Genomic DNA, 16,265 nt, shown 5'->3' on the forward strand with positions numbered 1-16,265 from the left:
TTCGTATCGCCGGAAGGAGCGGCACCATAATCGGAAGCCCGGCTGAACGCAACAGGCTGTTTTCAGAAAATTTTCGCTGCCAAATTAGACATCCGAGAAGTCGCTCAGCGGCCCTCCCGGCGCCATGCCATCAGCAGTCCGCCCAGCACCAGGGCCAGCACCGCGCCCACCGGCAGAAGCGGCACGTCGGTCACACCGGTAACCGTGTAGTCGCCGTTGGCGCGCAGGCCGATCCAGCCGGAGCCGGTCTGGCTGCGGTCGGGCTGGGTGCGGCGCACCTCGATTCCCGGATTGGGGCCGCTGTCGGTGTCGGTCACCCAATGGATGCCGCCGCCGGTCGCCTCGGCCACCGGCTTCATGCGGTCGCCGGTGGAACGAACGTCGGCCAGTTCCGGCGTGTTCACCGCGCCGACCACGGCCAGCGTCGTCCGTTCCCCATCGGAGATGCGGTAGATGCCGGGGGCGGCGGCGGTCACGGTGGCGACGGCGCGGCCGGTGCGGTCGTCGGTCAGCTGCAACGTGCTGGTCTGGTCCGACGGGTCGGTGATGGTGACGGAGCGCGGATCGGGGGTGAGGGAGCGGCGTTCGACCGTGATGCGGTTGCCGTCGACATGGGCGCGCAGGTCGTTCTCCTCCAGCTCCGGTTCCTTCATCAGCCAGTGGGCGAGGCGGCGCAGAAGCTCCGCCTGCGGGCCTCCGCCCTCGAAGCCACGGCTCCACAGCCAGATCTGGTCGGAGGCGAGCTGAGCCACCCGGCCCTTGCCGACGCGGTCGAGCACCAAAAGCGGCCGGTTGTCGGCGCCCTGCATCACCACCGTGCCGTTGTTCGGCGTCACATCGACCTGATGGAACCAGCGGCCCCAGGTCGGCGGCGCGTTCAGCCGGTCGCCGGGAAGTCCGGCGGTCACCGGATGACGGCGGCCGACATCGGTGACGGTCGGCAGGAAGGGACGGTCCACCGTCTGGCCGCTGGGGGCCGCCGGCAGGATCGAGCCCAGCGGGGTGCGGTAGAGCGACAGCGGGCCGGCATAGCCCTGGCCGGAGGTCTCCAGCAGCGCACCGCCCTTGCGGACGTAGTCGGCGATGTTCTCCAGATACATCTGCGGCAGCACGCCACGGCGGCGGTAGCGGTCGAAGATGATCAGGTCGAACTCGTCCAGCTTCACCTCGAACAATTCGCGGATCGGGAAGGCGATCAGCGACAGCTCGCGGATCGGCGTGCCGTCCTGCTTTTCCGGCGGACGCAGGATGGTGAAATGGACCAGATCGACCGCCGGGTCGGCCTTCAGCAGGTTGCGCCATGTGCGCTCCCCGGCATGGGGCTCGCCGGAAACCAGCAGAACACGCAGCCGGTCGCGCACGCCGTTGACCACCACCGCGGCGCGGTTGTTGGCGAGCGTCAGTTCCTGCTTCGCCGGCTCGACCTCAAGCTCAAGCACATTCTGGCCGCCATGGGTGACGGGGAGGTCGACGCGGACGTCGCGGCCGACCGGCACGCGGATGGTGCCCGGCGTGCCGCCATCCTGGCGCAGCGTCACCGCGGCGTCGGCGGACTGGTGGCCGGGCATGTCGTCGACGCGGATGGTCAGTTCCACCGGCTTGCCGACGATGCCGTAGTTCGGCGCCTGCACGATAGCGATGCGGCGGTCGCCCTCGTCGCGGTCGCCGGTCAACAGGGTGTGGATCGGGCCGATGTCGGCCAGCTTGCCGGGCACTTGCGGGACGTCGTGCACCTGACCGTCGGTGATGAAGACGGCGCCGGCCATGCGGCGGCGGGGCACGTCGGCCATGGCGCGGTTCAGCGCGTCGAACAGGTGGGTCTCGTTGATCGAGCCGCCATTTTCCGCACCTTCGGTGCTGCGGACGACGCGCACCTCTAGGTCGTCGAAGCGCTTCAGCCGCTCGGTCAGCTGTTCGGCTGCCCGTTCGGTGCGGGCGCGGCGGTCGCCGATGGCCTGACTCGGCGAATCGTCGATCACGACGACGGCGACGTCCTTGATCGGGTCGCGCTTCTCCTGGACCAGCGACGGGTTGATGAGCGCCAGCGCCAGGACCGCCACCGCCAGCAGGCGCAGCAACGTGCCGCGTGCCCGGCGCAGCGCCGCGACCAGCACCACCAGAAGGGCGAAGCCGATCAGGACGCCCAGCACCGGCCAGGGCAGCAGCGGCGCCAGCGCCACGGAAAGTCCGGAGAGCAGATCGACGGGCATTTACTGGCCGAGCCTTTCCAGGATGGCGGGCACATGGACCTGATCGGCCTTGTAGTTGCCGGTCAGCGCGTACATCACGAGGTTGACGCCGAAGCGATAGGCCATCTCGCGCTGGCGCTCGCCACCGGGGATCACGGCGAACATGGGCTGGCCATTGCGGCCGACCGCCCAGGCCGACGCCCAGTCGTTGCCGCCAATGACGACGGAGGACACGCCGTCATTCGCCTTCCCCTCCCGCGCTTCGATCCACAGTTGGCCGCCGGCATAGCGGCCGGGGAAGTCCGACAGAAGGTAGAAGGATTTGCGCAGCACATGGTCCTGCGGCACCGGGGCCAGCGGCGGAATGTCCAACCCCTCGACCAGAGTCTGAAGCACCGCAGGGCCGCCGCCCGGCGCCTGATCGCGGGTGTCGAACAGGATGGTGCCGCCGTTGCGCATGTATTCGTTCACCCGCTGGCGCGCCTGATCGGACAGCGGCTTCTGCCGGTCGGACACCGGCCAGTAGAGCAGGGGATAGAAGGCCAGCTCGTCCTGTTCGGGATCGACGCCCACCGCGCCCGCGGCCTCCACCGCGGTGCGCAGGCCGAGCACGCTGACCAGCCCCTCCAGCCCGGCGCGGGCGGTGTCGTCGACGCTGCTGTCTCCGGTGCGGACATAGGCGAGGTAGGTTTCCTCCGTCACCTTGATCGCCTTGTCCTGATCCAGCGCGCGGGCGGGCTGCGGTGCCGACGTCAGCGCCAGGGCGAGCAGCAGGCCGGCCGCGGCACCCCCGGCGCCACGGCTGAGACGCGGCGGGCGCAGCAATCCGCGCAGGGCCAGCGCGATCAGCAGGTCGATTGACAGCAGGGCGAGCGCCGCCGCCAGCAGCGACGGCTTCAGCGGAACCTCGCCGCGGGCGCCATAGCCGTCGCGCCCGACCCCGGCCGGCATCGGCGGCAGCGGGGAGAGGGTGGTGACGGCGGCGGTCAGGTTCAGCGCGCGCCGAGCATCGTCGGTGCCGTAGAATCCCGGCGGGTGGCGCGGCCCGATCACGTCGGCGGTGGCGTTGCCGGGGATCGGGAAGGCGGTCGGCGGCGGCGGAACCAGCCGGCCGGTGCCGTCCAGCACCTCCACCGGATCGAGCGAGGCGGTCGCCGCCGTTCCCGTCACGCCGCCGCTGAGCGCCACCAGACGGCGCAGCATGTCGACGAACAGGCCGGACAGCGGCAGGTTCGACCAGTCCGGGCTGGCGGTGGTGTGGACCAGCACGACCCAGCCGTCGCCGCGCTTCTGCGAGGTGACCAGCGGCGTGCCGTCGGCCAGCCTCGCCCAGGTGCGGTCGGCCAGATCCAGCGCCGGTTCGGCAAGCACCTGCCGGTTGACCTGCACATCGGGCGGGATGGTCAGCCCCTCGAAGGGCGACTTGGGCGGGAACGGCTGCAGCCGGGCCGGCTCCGACCAGGACAGGGCACCGCCCAGAGCGCGGTCGCCGATGCGCAGCCGCTCCGGCACCAGCGTGTCGGCATGCTGGGCGAGACGCGGGCCGGCGAAGCGGATCAGCACGCCACCCTTCTTCACCCAATCCTCGATGTCCTGCACCTCGGTACCGGTCAGGGCGCCGATGTCGGACAGGATCAGCACGGCCAGATCGCGTTTCAGCAGGTCCAGCGTCTCGCCGCGCCGCACCTCGTTGTAGGGCGACAGCGCGCGTTCGAGGTAATAGAGGTCGGACAGCAACGGCTGGCTTTCCCCCTCCGACCGGCCGGAAACGAGGCCGACGGGACGGCGGCGCCAGCGCTCGTCGAGCAGGACGGTGGCGCCGGCGGTGGTGTCGCCCTCCACCCGCAGGCTGGCGGCGTCGTTACGCAGCTCGGTCGGCACGTCCAGCCGGACCTCCCGCATTTTCTGGCCGGGTTCGAAAGCGACCGTCTGGCGGGTCAGCAGCCGGCCGTCGGTGGCGGCAAGACGGACGGTCACCGGCTCCGGCTTGGATGGGTCGGCGCGGACGACACGGGCGGTCAGGGCGGTGCCCTCGCTAGACGGCGGCAGCAGCAGGTGGGGCGGATGCTCGGCGGAATCGTCGAGAACGTCGGCGGACCCCAGCCGCTGCAATCCGGCGGCCAGCGCGGCGGCCTGGTTGTCGCCGACGCCGTCGCTGAGCCAAACCGCGTGGATGGAACCGCGTCCATTGGCCTGCGTCGCCACCGCCTTGAGGGCCTCCAGCGCTGCGGCGCGATCGGTCGGCCAGGGCAGGGGGACCATCGCCTGGGCCAGACGGCGCGCCTCCTGCGCCGGCACGATGGCGCTGGCATGGATCGGCTGGCCATCGGCCGGCGGGGCGGTGGGCAGCAGGATCACCGGGCGCTGCTGGCGGTCGGCCTGGGCTATCAGCTCGTCCATCGTGCGCTTGCGGGTCGGCCAGTCGCGTCCGGCGGCCCAGCCATTGTCCACCACCAGCAACAGCGGCCCGCCACCGGGCAGGGCTGCGCGCGGATTCAGCAGCGGCCCGGCCAGCGCCAGGATGATGAGCGCCGCCACGATCAGCCGCAACAGCAGCAGCCACCAGGGCGTGCGGGCCGGCGTCTCCTCCTGAGCGGTCAGGTCGCGCAGCAGGCGAATGGCGGGGAACTGGATGGTGCGCGGCGCCGGCGGCGTGACGCGCAGCAGCCACCACAGGACCGGCAGGGCTGCCAGTGCGGTCAAGACCCAGGGGGCGGCGAAGGCGATCGGTCCTAGACCCAGCATTGGCGCGTCTTCAAGAGGGGAAAGGGCAAGAGGGTGACGTGGTTGGCCGGCGCGTCACACCGCCTCCATCGCCATCGCACCCCACAGGGTGAGCAGCGCGGATTGCGGCGAACGGTCGGTGCGATGGACGGCGAAGCTCCAGCCGGCGGTGCGGGCCAGCGCCGCCAGCCCGTCCTGCTGGGCCTTCAGCCGCTCGCGGTAGGCTTCGCGGACGGCCTCCACCCGGGGGACCAGAAGGTTCGTTTCACCCTCCATGCCGTGGAAATCGACACGGCCGTCATAGGGCAGCGTTTCTTCCGCCGGATCGAGGATCTGGACCAGATGGCCGCGCAGGCCGCGGCCGGTCAGCCCGGCGACGGTGGCGTGGATCTCCGGCAGGGGAGACAGCAGGTCGCCGAACAGAACCGCCTGGGCATGGCGGGGCAGGGGCTCCACCCGCGGCAGCGGGTCGGGCGCCGCGGCGGCGCGCGGGTCGGTCATCAGCCGGGCGATGCGGTCGATGGCGGTCTTGCCATGGTCGGGCCGCACGCCGCTGTTCAGCAGCGCCACCCGCTCGCCGCCGCGGGCCAGCAGGACGGCGGTGGCAAGCGTCAGCAGATCGGCCCGCTCGCGCTTGGTCGGCAGCCCGGATGCCGAGCGGAAATCCATCGAGGCGGAGCGGTCGCGCCACAGCCAGACGCTTTGCGCCGCCTCCCATTCATTCTCGCGGACATAGACGGGCTGGGTCTTGGCCGACTGGCGCCAGTCGATCATCGACGGCGCGTCGCCCGGCTGGTAACGGCGGAACTGCCAGAAGGTCTCGCCCAGACCGACACGGCGGCGGCCGTGGACGCCCTGGGCGACGGTGGCGGCCACCCGCTCCGCCGCGACCAGAAGCGGCGGCAGGGCGGACGCCAGCTCCTCCGCGCGATGGCGCGCCAGCAGGGTGTTCGACAGCTGACCCGGTTGCGGGGAGGTTGGGCTTCGCGGCATTGCGGCTCCGCTGCGGAGGGTCACATCAGGGGGGCGCAGAGGCGGTCGATGACGTCGTCCAGCGTCACCCCGTCGGCCCGCGCGGCGAAATTCAGCGCCATGCGGTGCTTCAGGATCGGCTTGGCAAGCGCCACCACATCGTCCAGCGACGGCGACAGCCGGCCATCCAGCACCGCGCGGGCGCGGGCGGCGAGCATCAGCGCCTGACTGGCGCGCGGGCCGGGGCCCCAGGCGACATGCTGGCGCACCTCCAACAGCTCCGACATTTCCGGCCGGCCACGGCGGACGAGGTCGAGGATGCCGTCCACCACCCCTTCACCGACCGGCACGCGGCGGACGAGGCGCTGTGCAGTCAGAAGATCGGCGGCCGACAGCACCGTCACCGCGCGCTCGTCGGTCGAGCCGGTGGTGGCGATCATCATCCGCCGTTCGGCCTCGCGATCCGGATAATCGACGTCGATCTGCATCAGGAAGCGGTCGAGCTGGGCTTCCGGCAGCGGATAGGTGCCTTCCTGCTCCAGCGGGTTCTGGGTGGCCAAGACGTGGAAGGGCTCGGGCAGGGGATGGTATTGGCCGGCCACCGACACCCGGTGCTCCTGCATCGCCTGGAGCAGGGCGGACTGGGTGCGCGGGCTGGCGCGGTTGATCTCGTCCGCCATCAGCAGCTGGCTGAACACCGGGCCGGGCAGGAAGCGGAAGGACCGGCGGCCGCTTTCCCCCTCCTCCAGCACTTCGGAGCCGAGGATGTCGGCGGGCATCAGGTCGGGCGTGCATTGGATTCGCTTTTCGGCGAGGCCCAGCACGGTGCCCAGCGTTTCCACCAGCCGCGTCTTGGCAAGGCCGGGAACGCCGATCAGCAGGACATGGCCGCCGGCCAGCAGCGTGACCAGGGTGCGGTCGATCACCTCGTGCTGGCCGAAGATCACGCGGCCGATGCGGTCGCGGACCGAGGCGAGCCGGTCGCCCAGCGCCTCGATCTCCTCCATCAGCCGTTGCGGGTCCTCTGGCACGGGAGGCTGCCCCCTCAGGATGTCCTGTGCGCTCAAGGTCTGCTGCTCCCCGATGATGGGCCGGTCGGTGTCGTCGTCGCGGCCACCCTTGGTAAGGTTGCCGTGACGTGAAACACGGGATCCGCATGGTTGGCCCTGTTCCTGCGCCTTGTCGACACCCATTTTCCGAATTCCGCCGCCGGATGGACCGCCGGACGGATGGCCGCAGGACCAACAGGGTGGACCTAGCGGTCGAGTGTGGCGAAAATGCGCATGTCCGGGGACAAAACGGCTCCCAACTCCATGAAGGTCGGTAACGCGATGGCGAATGACAAGCGCTCAGATGGACAAACCGTTTCGGGGACGCCGCCGGACCTGCCGTCTGACCTGCCGGCCGCGCTGGGCCGGACGCCGACTCTGGAGCAGTACGACATCCGCATTGCGCGCGACGGCACCTGGTTCCACAATGGCGATCCCATCCGCCGGATCGAACTGGCGAAGCTGTTCTCCACCGTTTTGAAGCGCGACGACGACGGCGATTACTGGCTGATCACGCCGGTCGAGCGCGGCAAGATCGTCGTGGAGGACGCTCCCTTCGTCGCGGTGGAGATGACGGTGGCCGGCAGCGGGGCCGAACAGGTCCTGTCCTTCCGCACCAACCTGGACCATTGGGTGGAGGCCGGCCCCGAACACCCGATCCGCGTCGCCGTGAACCCTGAAACCGGGGAGCCGGCACCCTACATCGAAATCAGAAGCCGGCTGGAGGCGCTTATCCTGCGGGCCGTGTTCTACGACATGGTGGAGCGCAGCGAGACGCGCCGCACCGAAACCGGCGAGTCCGAGGTGGGTCTATGGAGCAACAAGGTCTTCTTCGCGCTGGGCAAGCTGCCTGGCGACTGAGTCTGGACGAGGTCCGCCGACGCTTTCCGGCGATGAGCACCGATGCGGCTGTCGAAAATGCCGTTCATTCGAACCGGATGCCGCCCAGGACGGCGGCCAAGATCAGGGGCGACCACGACCTCAATCCGGAAATGGGTCCGCCATCCACCCTGCGCGAGGCGGCGGTTCTCGTCCCCCTGGTCGACAGGCCGGAGGAACTGACCGTCATCTTCACCCAGCGCACGACGACGCTGAGCGCCCATGCCGGCCAGATCAGCTTCCCCGGTGGCCGGATGGAGCCGGAGGACGGCAGCCCGGAGGAAACGGCGCTTCGCGAGACGGCGGAGGAGATCGGGCTGGAGCGCGGCCGGATCGAGATCGTCGGCCGGCTGGACACCTATGTCACGCGCACCGGGTTCCGGGTGACGCCGGTGGTGGGCGTGGTGACGCCGCCCTTCATGCTGACGCCCGACCCGACCGAGGTGGCGGAGGTGTTCGAGGTGCCGCTGTCCTTCATCCTCGACCCGTCCAACCCGCAGCGCCACAGCCGCGAATTTCTGGGCAAGCCGCGCTGGTTCTATGCCTTCCCCTATCCGCAGCGCTACATCTGGGGGGCGACCGCCGGCATGCTGGTGAACCTGCGCGACGTGCTGGGCGCCGCCGTGCGGGAGGCGGGGGAGGGACCAAACTGACAACGGTGGAACGGGAAACGGGAATCGGATAGCGTCCCGCGCCATGACCGTTGCCGCACGCCTGTCGCCCCAACCCTGGATGACCGCGCCCGAAAGCCTCGCCGTGTTCGATGCCCTGGCGTCTGGCGGCGCCGATGCGCGCTTCGTCGGCGGCTGTGTGCGCGATGCGTGGCTCGGCCGGCCGGTGAAGGACATCGACATCGCCACCCATGCTCCGCCGGAACGGGTGATGGAATTGCTGGAAGGCGCCGGGATTCGCGTCATCCCCACCGGCATCGCCCATGGCACCGTCACCGCGCTGTGCGGCGGCAAGCCCTATGAGATCACCACTCTGCGGCGCGATGTGGAGACCTTTGGTCGTCATGCTCGCGTCGAGTTCACCGACGACTGGATCGAGGACGCCGCCCGCCGCGATCTGACCATGAACGCGTTGAGTTGCACGCCCGACGGCGCCATGTTCGATCCGTTCGGTGGTCTGGCCGACCTTGCCGCCGGCCGCGTCCGCTTCGTCGGCGAGGCGCGGCGGCGGATCGAGGAGGACGTGCTGCGCCTGCTGCGCTTCTTCCGCTTCCATGCCCATTACGGCCGCGGAGAGCCGGATGCGGAGGCGATGGCCGCCTGCCGCGAGCTGGCGCCGCGCCTGCCGACCCTGTCGGGCGAGCGGGTGCGGGGGGAGCTGTTCCGCCTGCTGACGGCCCCCTGCGCGGCTTCGGTCTGGCGCCTGATGATGGGGCAGGGGATCATGGTCCACCTGCTGCCGGAAGCCATGGACACCGACCGGCTGGAACGGCTGATCGCGGTGGAGCGCGACCTGGCGGTGACGCCCGATCCGACCCGCCGGCTTGCGGCGGTGCTGGACAGCGACCGGCCGGGCGCGCTGCGGGCCGCCGAGGCGCTGCGCCTGTCCAACCACGAGCGCGACCGTCTGCTGGCCATGGTCGAGCCGCCGGTCGCCTTGGCGCCGGCCGCACTAACGCCCGCTGGCGACCGCAAGGCTCTGCGACAGGCGCTCTACCGCCTTGGCGACGCCGAGCTGTTCGGCGACCTGCTGCTGATCGCCGCAGCCATTCACGACGGCCCGCTGGACCTCACGGCATTGCGCCGGGCGACGGCGGTGGCGGCCGACCTGCCGGGCTTGAAGCTGCCCATCGCCGGCCGCGACCTGCTGGAATTGGGAGTCCCGCGCGGTCCGGCGGTCGGCGAGACGCTGAAGCGCGTCGAGGAACGGTGGATCGCCGAGGATTTCCAGCCGGGCCGCGACGCCTGCCTGGAGATGGCGACGGGGTTCCTCGATCAGCCGTCCGGGCGTTCGGCGTAGCGGCGGCAGTGTTCCAGATAGGCCGCCTCGTGGCCGACGATCAGATCGACGATGCTGGACCACAGCCAGGACGGCGCATCCAGGCTCTTGGTGCGGTTGCGCACCAATTCGGCCTGCCATGACTTGCGTGTCGCCTCGTCCATCTGGCGGGCATGCGCCTTGCCGACCACGGCGGCCAGGAAGAAGGCGGCGCGGGTCGCTTCCTCGCGCGTCAGATGGTCGAAGTCGAGCTTGATGTCCTGCGGCAGCAGTTCGCGCAGGAATACCGCGCGGTCGAGCAGGCGGGCAGGGCGCATGCGGTCGCCGAGATAGGGTGAGAGATTCTGCGCGCCGGTCACCACACGCTCGGCATTGTCGCGCGGCATGCCATTTTTCGTAGCGCGGGGAGCGGCGGCCTGCACCGCCTCCTTGATGTCGATCAGGCTGAGACCGCCCTCGTCGTAATGACCCTCGCCGACGCCGAGCAGCACCGCAACCCGCAACCGGCCCAGCGAACTGCAGCCCTTCACCCAATAGGCGGCGTCCAGAAGCTCGATCGGGTCATCGTCGTCGCGGGAGTGCAGGGCGGTCACCAGACGGCGCACCTGATCCCTGGCGAACAGTTCCTCCACCGCCGCGCGCTCCTGGTCGGTCAGCGGCCAGAAGCGCTTGCCGAGCGGGATCGTCGGGCGGATGTCCTTGATCCGGTCCTTGGCCAGATGCTTCCAGGTGCGGCCGATGGCCTGACGCATGCCGACGCGGACGACCGACGGCTTCTTCCGCAGGGTTTCGCCGCCGAGATCTCCGTCGAGGGTCATCATGTAGCCCTCGATCATCTGCTCCAGCATCAGCGCGGTGGTGACGCCGGGCAGATCCGACCCGCGCGCCGCAGTGGCGAGCGACAGGCCGAGGCGGATCAGGTCGTGGGCGGGGTTGCCGACCACCGTCTGGTCGACGTCGCGAATCTGGATGTCGATGCGGCCCTTGGCATTGGCGACCGGCCCGAGATTGCCGACATGGCAGTCGCCGCAGATCCAGACCGGCGGCCCGTCCGGCACCTTGCCGCCGGACTGCTCAAGCCATTCGTAAAACTTAACCGTGCTGCCGCGCACATAGGCGTGGGCGGATTGGGCCATCTTGAGGTTGCGGCGCTGGGATAGAACCGCCTGACGCTGGTCGGGCGGGGTGGGCTGGTTCTTCAACGACATCATCCATCCGGGTCAGAAGGTGCGACGCCGGAAATGGGTAGCGGAAATCCGAATTGCCACGGCTCAACCGGTCAACCAACTGAATGCGCGAAATTTGAAGTTTTCCCGCTGGATGCGACTCCCGCAAGAAAACGCCACTGGATATAACCGGTGAGCGGACGCGGTGGCGGACTGGCCGCCACCGCCGCCGCTCAGCTGGGAGACAGAGGATGTCGGATATCCTCAAGCTCCTGATCCTGCTGTTGCAGGTGGTCAAGCTTGTGCTTGAGTACCTGAACCGCTGATCGGGCGGGCGCGTTGAGGCTGGTACCCTCGGCGCGCCTTCCCAGAAGATAGTAAGAATCACACAGCCTAACAACTGCGCTCTGGCGTTACGTCGTCACAGCATTATTTGGAAATGCCGCCGGTGAGGGCGGACAAGAAACACATAAGGAAGGTTATGGAAATTAACCCCATCGTTAGCCGCTCCAGCCTTGCGAATTCGAAAGCAAGAACCGGATAGCCCGGACAGCACCAAATTCGCGACCCTCGGGCCGTTCATCGCAAGGGAGAATGGCAATGAGACAGCTCGACGGGAAAACTGCAATCGTCACGGGCGCCAGTTCCGGTATCGGACGCGAGGCGGCGCTGCTGTTTGCCGAACATGGCGCGAAGCTCGTGCTCGTGGCCCGGCGGCGCGGCGAACTGGAACGGCTGGCCGACGAGATCCGGGACAATGGCGGCAATGCCGTCGCCGTGGCCGGCGATGTCGCTGACTCGGAGACCGCGCGGGAAGCCGTGGAGGTCGCCACGCGACAGTTCGGTGGCCTTGACGTCGCCTTCAACAATGCCGGAACGACCGGCGCGATGGTGCCGGTTCCGGAAATGACGGCGGAGATGTGGCATGAGGTGATCGCCACCAATCTGACCAGCGCCTTCCATGCCGCCAAACACCAGATTCCGGCTATGCTCGCCCGTGGTGGCGGATCGCTGATCTTCACCTCGACCTTCGTCGGCCACACGGTCGGCTTTCCCGGCATGGCCGCCTATGCGGCCAGCAAGGCCGGACTGATCGGGCTGATGCAGGTGATCGCCGCCGAGTACGGACCGCACGGCATCCGTGCCAACGCGCTGCTGCCGGGCGGCACCGACACACCGATGGGACGCGCCGTGTCAAACACGCCGGAGGCTCTGGCTTTCGTCCAAGGTCTTCATGCGCTGAAGCGGCTCGCCACGCCGCGTGAAATCGCACAGTCGGCGCTCTATCTGGCGTCGGATGCGTCCAGCTTCACCACCGGAACCGCGCTGCTGGTCGACGGCGGCGTGTCGATCACCCGAACCTGACGGGGTAGGGCCGCCTGTCATTCGTCGACCGGCGGCCCACCTGCCCTGCCCTATTCCGCCGCCTGCGGCCGCAACGGTTGGACCACGTCGCCCTTGAGATTCATCGCCTTGGCAAGCGCATCGATGCGGCGCTGGACCGCTTCACCCGACGGGACACTGCCATCGTCGGGCAGGGTCAGCACCACCCGGCCGTCGCCGACCTTCAGACTGCTACGTTCCAGCAGCGCCGTAGCGCCGCCGGACAGCGTGTGGGCGAGACGGAGCGCCAGACCCAGCACCAGCGCCTTCATGCCCTGCCCTTCGGTTACCAATGTCCGCACCGGTGCGGTCAGCGGCACGTCAATGGTGCCGGAATAGCGGGCGTGGGCTGCGAGCGCCAGGAACGCCCGCTCGTCATGGTCCAGCGCCGGAAACGGATAGCGCAGCACGCGCAGGAAGGCATGCTCCGCCCGGTAATCGGGATGGTCGGCCCAGCCGACATCGCTCAACAGGCAGGCGGCGTGGCGCAGGCGGATGGCGTTGTCGTCCTCCCCGGCGAACAGCCCGGCGGTCCAGGACATCAGCAGGGCCGGATCGCCCATCCGCACGAAGCGCTGCGCCCAGTCGGCGGCCGACGCCATCAGCGGATCCTCGCGCTGCCCCTCCGGCGAGAGCAGCGAATAGAGGTGCCCCTCGCGCAGTCCATAGGCGGAGAAGACCAGCTTCGAGGGCTGGGCGATGCGCAGCAGCCGTTCAAGCACCAGCCCGGCCAGGGGCAGCGTGTCGAGCCGGCGACGCGATCCCGCCATCTTTTCCAGCGACGAGCGGCTCTGCCGGCCGATCAGCCCGGTGAACTCCCGCGCGTCGGCGGCGGGGATGGTGTAGTGGTGGATGATGTGCAGCGGATGGCCGGACTGCTCCATATGCAGCTTGGCGATGGCGCGCCAGCTTCCGCCGACCGGATAGAAGGGCCGCCCCTTCATCGCCGACAGCCAGGGCAGCGATTCCAGATGCTGGTCGATCAGCTTGGCCGGACCACCCTTGGACGAGCCGACCTCCATCAGCCGCAGCGGGCCGAGCGGCAAAGTCACCTGCCTGCCGATCACGCCACGGTCGAGCGGGACCAACTCCAGGCTGCCGCCGCCGAGGTCGCCGACGAGCCCGTCGGCGCCGGGGGTGCCGGACAGCACGCCCATGGCCGACAGCCGCGCCTCCTCCTCACCGCTGATGACGCGGACGGTCAGGCCGGCGCGGCGGCGGATGGCATCGACGAAGGCGGCGCCGTCGCGGGCGTCGCGCACGGCGGCGGTGGCGATCACGTCCAAACGGCCGACGCGCATGCCCTGGGCCAGCGTGGCGAAGCGTTCCAGCGCCACCAGCCCCTGGGCGACGCCATCGGGGTTCAGCACGCCGGACTTCTCGACACCGCGGCCGAGACCGCACAGCACCTTCTCGTTGAACAGGGCGAGCGGAGACCGGGTCAGCCCGTCATAGACGACCAGACGGATTGAATTGGAGCCGATGTCGATCACGCCGACGCGCTCGCGGGCGTGGTCGGGGGCGCGATCGGAGGCGGCAGCCATGCCGAATCCGCCGACGCCCGCCTGTCCGACGTCGCCGGGGATGGCGGCCGCGCGTTTGTCCTTGCTCATACTCTCGCTCCCGTCACCCGCCCTCAGGACACCGCATGCAGCATAAGCCGCGGCGGCGTGCGCTTGCTGCTGAGCGCGCTGCCCCGGCCGGACAGGCTGGGGTTGGTCATGAAGTAATTATGGGCGCTGAACGCGTCCGGGCCAGCTTTGATCCGATGGTACACGCCATCGGGCCCCAGCTTCCAGGTGCTTGCGTCGTCCTTCATGTTGGCGACCATGATCTGGTCGAGCACCTGTTCGTGCACGGTCGGGTTTTCGATGGGAACCAGCGTTTCGATGCGGCGGTCCAGGTTGCGGGTCATCCAATCGGCCGAGGAGATGAACACCTTGGCCTGATTGCTGGGCATGGGATGGCCGTTGCCGAAGCAGATGACGCGGCCGTGCTCCAGGAACCGGCCGACGATGCTGCGCACCCGGATATTCTCCGACAGCCCCTTCACACCCGGCCGCAGGCAGCAGATGCCGCGGATGATCATGTCGATCTGCACCCCGGCCTGCGACGCCTTGTACAGCTTGTCGATGATGACCGGATCGACGAGAGAATTCAGCTTCACCCAGATCGACGCCGGACGGCCGGCGGCGGCATGGGCGATCTCCGCCTCAATCAGGTCGAACAGGCGCTGGCGTAGCGTGATCGGCGCGATGGCGATCTTCTCCAGCACCTTCGGCGTCGCGTAGCCGGTCATGAAGTTGAACATGACGGCGGCGTCGTGGCACAGTGCCGGATCGCAGGTGAAGAAGGACAGGTCGGTGTAGACCTTCGCGGTGATCGGGTGATAGTTGCCGGTGCCGAAATGGACGTAGCTGCGCAGCGCCTTCTTCTCGCGCCGCACCACCAGCGACACCTTGGCGTGGGTCTTCAGGTCGACGAAGCCGTAGACCACCTGGGCGCCGGCGCGTTCCAGATCGCGCGCCCAGCGGATGTTCGCCTCCTCGTCGAACCGGGCCTTCAGCTCGACCAGCGCGGTCACCGATTTGCCGGCCTCCGCCGCCTCGATCAGCGCGGCGACGATGGGGCTGTCCTTGCTGGTGCGGTAGAGCGTCTGCTTGATCGCCACCACCTGCGGGTCGCGGGCCGCTTGCCGGATGAACTGCACCACCACGTCGAAGGATTCGTAGGGGTGGTGGACGACGATGTCCTTGTGACGGATCGCCGCGAAGCAGTCGCCGCCGAAATCGCGGATTCGTTCCGGGAAGCGGGCGTTGAAGGGGCGGAAGACCAGATCCGGCCGCTCGTCGACGATCAGCTGCTTGGTGTCGGTCAGGCCGATCAGCCCATCCAGGATGAAGACGTCGTCCGAGGCGACGTTCAGCTCATGGCGCAGGAAATCGCGCAGGTCGGCAGCCATGCCGCTGTCGGTGGCGAGCCGGATGACGCTGCCGCGCCGGCGGCGCTTCAGCGCGCTTTCGAAGGTGCGGACCAGATCCTCCGCCTCTTCCTCGATTTCAATTTCGCTGTCGCGCAGGACGCGGAAGACGCCGTGCGCCTTGACCTGGAACGGAGGGAACAGGCGGTCGATGAACTGCATCACCACCTTTTCCAACTGAAGGAAGCGGATGTCCGAGCCGGGCAGGCGCAGGAACCGCTCCAGCTGCGACGGCAGCGGCACCAGGGCGTCGATGTGCCGGCCCTTGACCGGGTCGTGCAGTTGCAGCGCCAGCGAGAATCCCAGATTGGGCAGGAACGGGAAGGGGTGGGCGGGATCGACGGCGATGGGGGTCAGGATCGGGAAGATGTCGTCCAGGAACTTCGCTTCCAGCCAGTCCAGCTCGCCCTCGCTGAGGTCCCTGGGATCGACCACGGAGATTCCGGCCTCCCGCAGTTCGCCCTTCAGCGTGCGCCACATCGTCTGCTGACTGTCCATCAGCAGGGAGATGCGCTGCTTCACCGCGGACAGCTGCTGGGCAGGAGTCAGATTCTCCGGGCTCGGCGCCTTCACGCCGGCGGCCACCTGCCCTTTCAGGCCGGCGACGCGAACCATGTAGAATTCATCGAGGTTGCTGGCGGAGATCGACAGGAAGCGCAACCGCTCCAGAAGCGGGTGATTGGGGTTTGCGGCCTCGTCCAGGACGCGCTGGTTGAAGGCCAGCCACGACAGCTCCCGATTAATGAAGCGTTCCGGAGCGTTTGGCTCGATACCGACCGAATCGAGTTCCTGGAGTTGCGTCACGTCGACCTCTGAAATCTTGAAACCCTGGGCGCCGGCGCTTGCCTTTGAGCGGTGCCGACGACGGTTATATGGTGGGCAGACAGAGTATCCCATATGCGTTACGGTTTCAGGACTCCCATTTGGCTATACGCTGCGACTGCGCCCAGTCCTCTCCCTCCCCTGCCCCTCC

Annotated in this window: 11 protein-coding genes; 4 read left to right on the forward strand and 7 right to left on the reverse strand. The window is 68.7% G+C overall.

The features are described 5' to 3' along the window. Positions 1 to 104: 104 nt before the first annotated feature. From TSH20_RS15930 to TSH20_RS15945, 4 genes are read right to left on the reverse strand one after another with little or no spacing between them, the layout of a single operon-like run. Positions 105 to 2,210, reverse strand: a complete 2,106-nt coding sequence (locus TSH20_RS15930; protein ID WP_109075661.1) for a glutamine amidotransferase — start codon at positions 2,208 to 2,210, stop codon at positions 105 to 107. Further along, on the reverse strand, positions 2,211 to 4,934 hold the full coding sequence (locus TSH20_RS15935) for a DUF4159 domain-containing protein (protein ID WP_109075662.1): 2,724 nt from the start codon (positions 4,932 to 4,934) through the stop codon (positions 2,211 to 2,213). It lies immediately after the preceding gene. Positions 4,935 to 4,988: 54 nt separating this feature from the next. Continuing rightward, the gene (locus tag TSH20_RS15940) at positions 4,989 to 5,906 is read right to left on the reverse strand and encodes a DUF58 domain-containing protein (RefSeq protein ID WP_109075663.1); all 918 of its coding nucleotides are present in this window, start codon (positions 5,904 to 5,906) and stop codon (positions 4,989 to 4,991) included. A gap of 20 nt (positions 5,907 to 5,926) precedes the next feature. Next, a complete protein-coding gene (locus tag TSH20_RS15945; protein ID WP_109075721.1) occupies positions 5,927 to 6,892 on the reverse strand; it encodes a MoxR family ATPase in 966 nt (321 codons plus the stop codon). A gap of 306 nt (positions 6,893 to 7,198) precedes the next feature. On the opposite strand from TSH20_RS15945, the gene TSH20_RS15950 reads away from it, so the two are divergent. From TSH20_RS15950 to TSH20_RS15960, 3 genes are read left to right on the forward strand one after another with little or no spacing between them, the layout of a single operon-like run. Beyond that, positions 7,199 to 7,795: a DUF1285 domain-containing protein gene (locus TSH20_RS15950; RefSeq protein WP_247871357.1), complete on the forward strand. Its 597-nt coding sequence runs from the start codon at positions 7,199 to 7,201 to the stop codon at positions 7,793 to 7,795. A 32-nt stretch (positions 7,796 to 7,827) separates the two neighbouring features. After that, positions 7,828 to 8,466: a CoA pyrophosphatase gene (locus tag TSH20_RS15955; protein WP_109075664.1), complete on the forward strand. Its 639-nt coding sequence runs from the start codon at positions 7,828 to 7,830 to the stop codon at positions 8,464 to 8,466. 43 nt (positions 8,467 to 8,509) lie between these two features. Next, positions 8,510 to 9,784 carry a CCA tRNA nucleotidyltransferase gene (locus TSH20_RS15960; RefSeq protein WP_109075665.1) on the forward strand — a complete coding sequence of 425 codons (1,275 nt, stop codon included), beginning with the start codon at positions 8,510 to 8,512 and terminating at the stop codon, positions 9,782 to 9,784. On the opposite strand, the gene TSH20_RS15965 is transcribed toward TSH20_RS15960, so the two are convergent. Next, positions 9,760 to 10,965 carry a DUF2252 family protein gene (locus tag TSH20_RS15965; protein ID WP_247871356.1) on the reverse strand — a complete coding sequence of 402 codons (1,206 nt, stop codon included), beginning with the start codon at positions 10,963 to 10,965 and terminating at the stop codon, positions 9,760 to 9,762. The two genes, TSH20_RS15960 and TSH20_RS15965, sit on opposite strands and share 25 nt — an antisense overlap. A gap of 564 nt (positions 10,966 to 11,529) precedes the next feature. Here TSH20_RS15965 and TSH20_RS15970 point away from each other — a divergent pair. Next, positions 11,530 to 12,294, forward strand: a complete 765-nt coding sequence (locus TSH20_RS15970) for an SDR family oxidoreductase (RefSeq protein ID WP_109075667.1) — start codon at positions 11,530 to 11,532, stop codon at positions 12,292 to 12,294. A gap of 50 nt (positions 12,295 to 12,344) precedes the next feature. Here the strand turns inward: TSH20_RS15970 and TSH20_RS15975 are convergent, their stop codons facing one another. Both TSH20_RS15975 and TSH20_RS15980 read right to left on the reverse strand, forming a co-directional pair. Beyond that, positions 12,345 to 13,925: a Ppx/GppA family phosphatase gene (locus tag TSH20_RS15975; protein ID WP_109075668.1), complete on the reverse strand. Its 1,581-nt coding sequence runs from the start codon at positions 13,923 to 13,925 to the stop codon at positions 12,345 to 12,347. A gap of 23 nt (positions 13,926 to 13,948) precedes the next feature. Beyond that, positions 13,949 to 16,096, reverse strand: a complete 2,148-nt coding sequence (locus TSH20_RS15980) for an RNA degradosome polyphosphate kinase (protein ID WP_109075669.1) — start codon at positions 16,094 to 16,096, stop codon at positions 13,949 to 13,951. Between the last annotated feature and the right edge of the window lie 169 nt (positions 16,097 to 16,265).

Source organism: Azospirillum sp. TSH20, assembly GCF_003115935.1.
Lineage (GTDB): Bacteria > Pseudomonadota > Alphaproteobacteria > Azospirillales > Azospirillaceae > Azospirillum.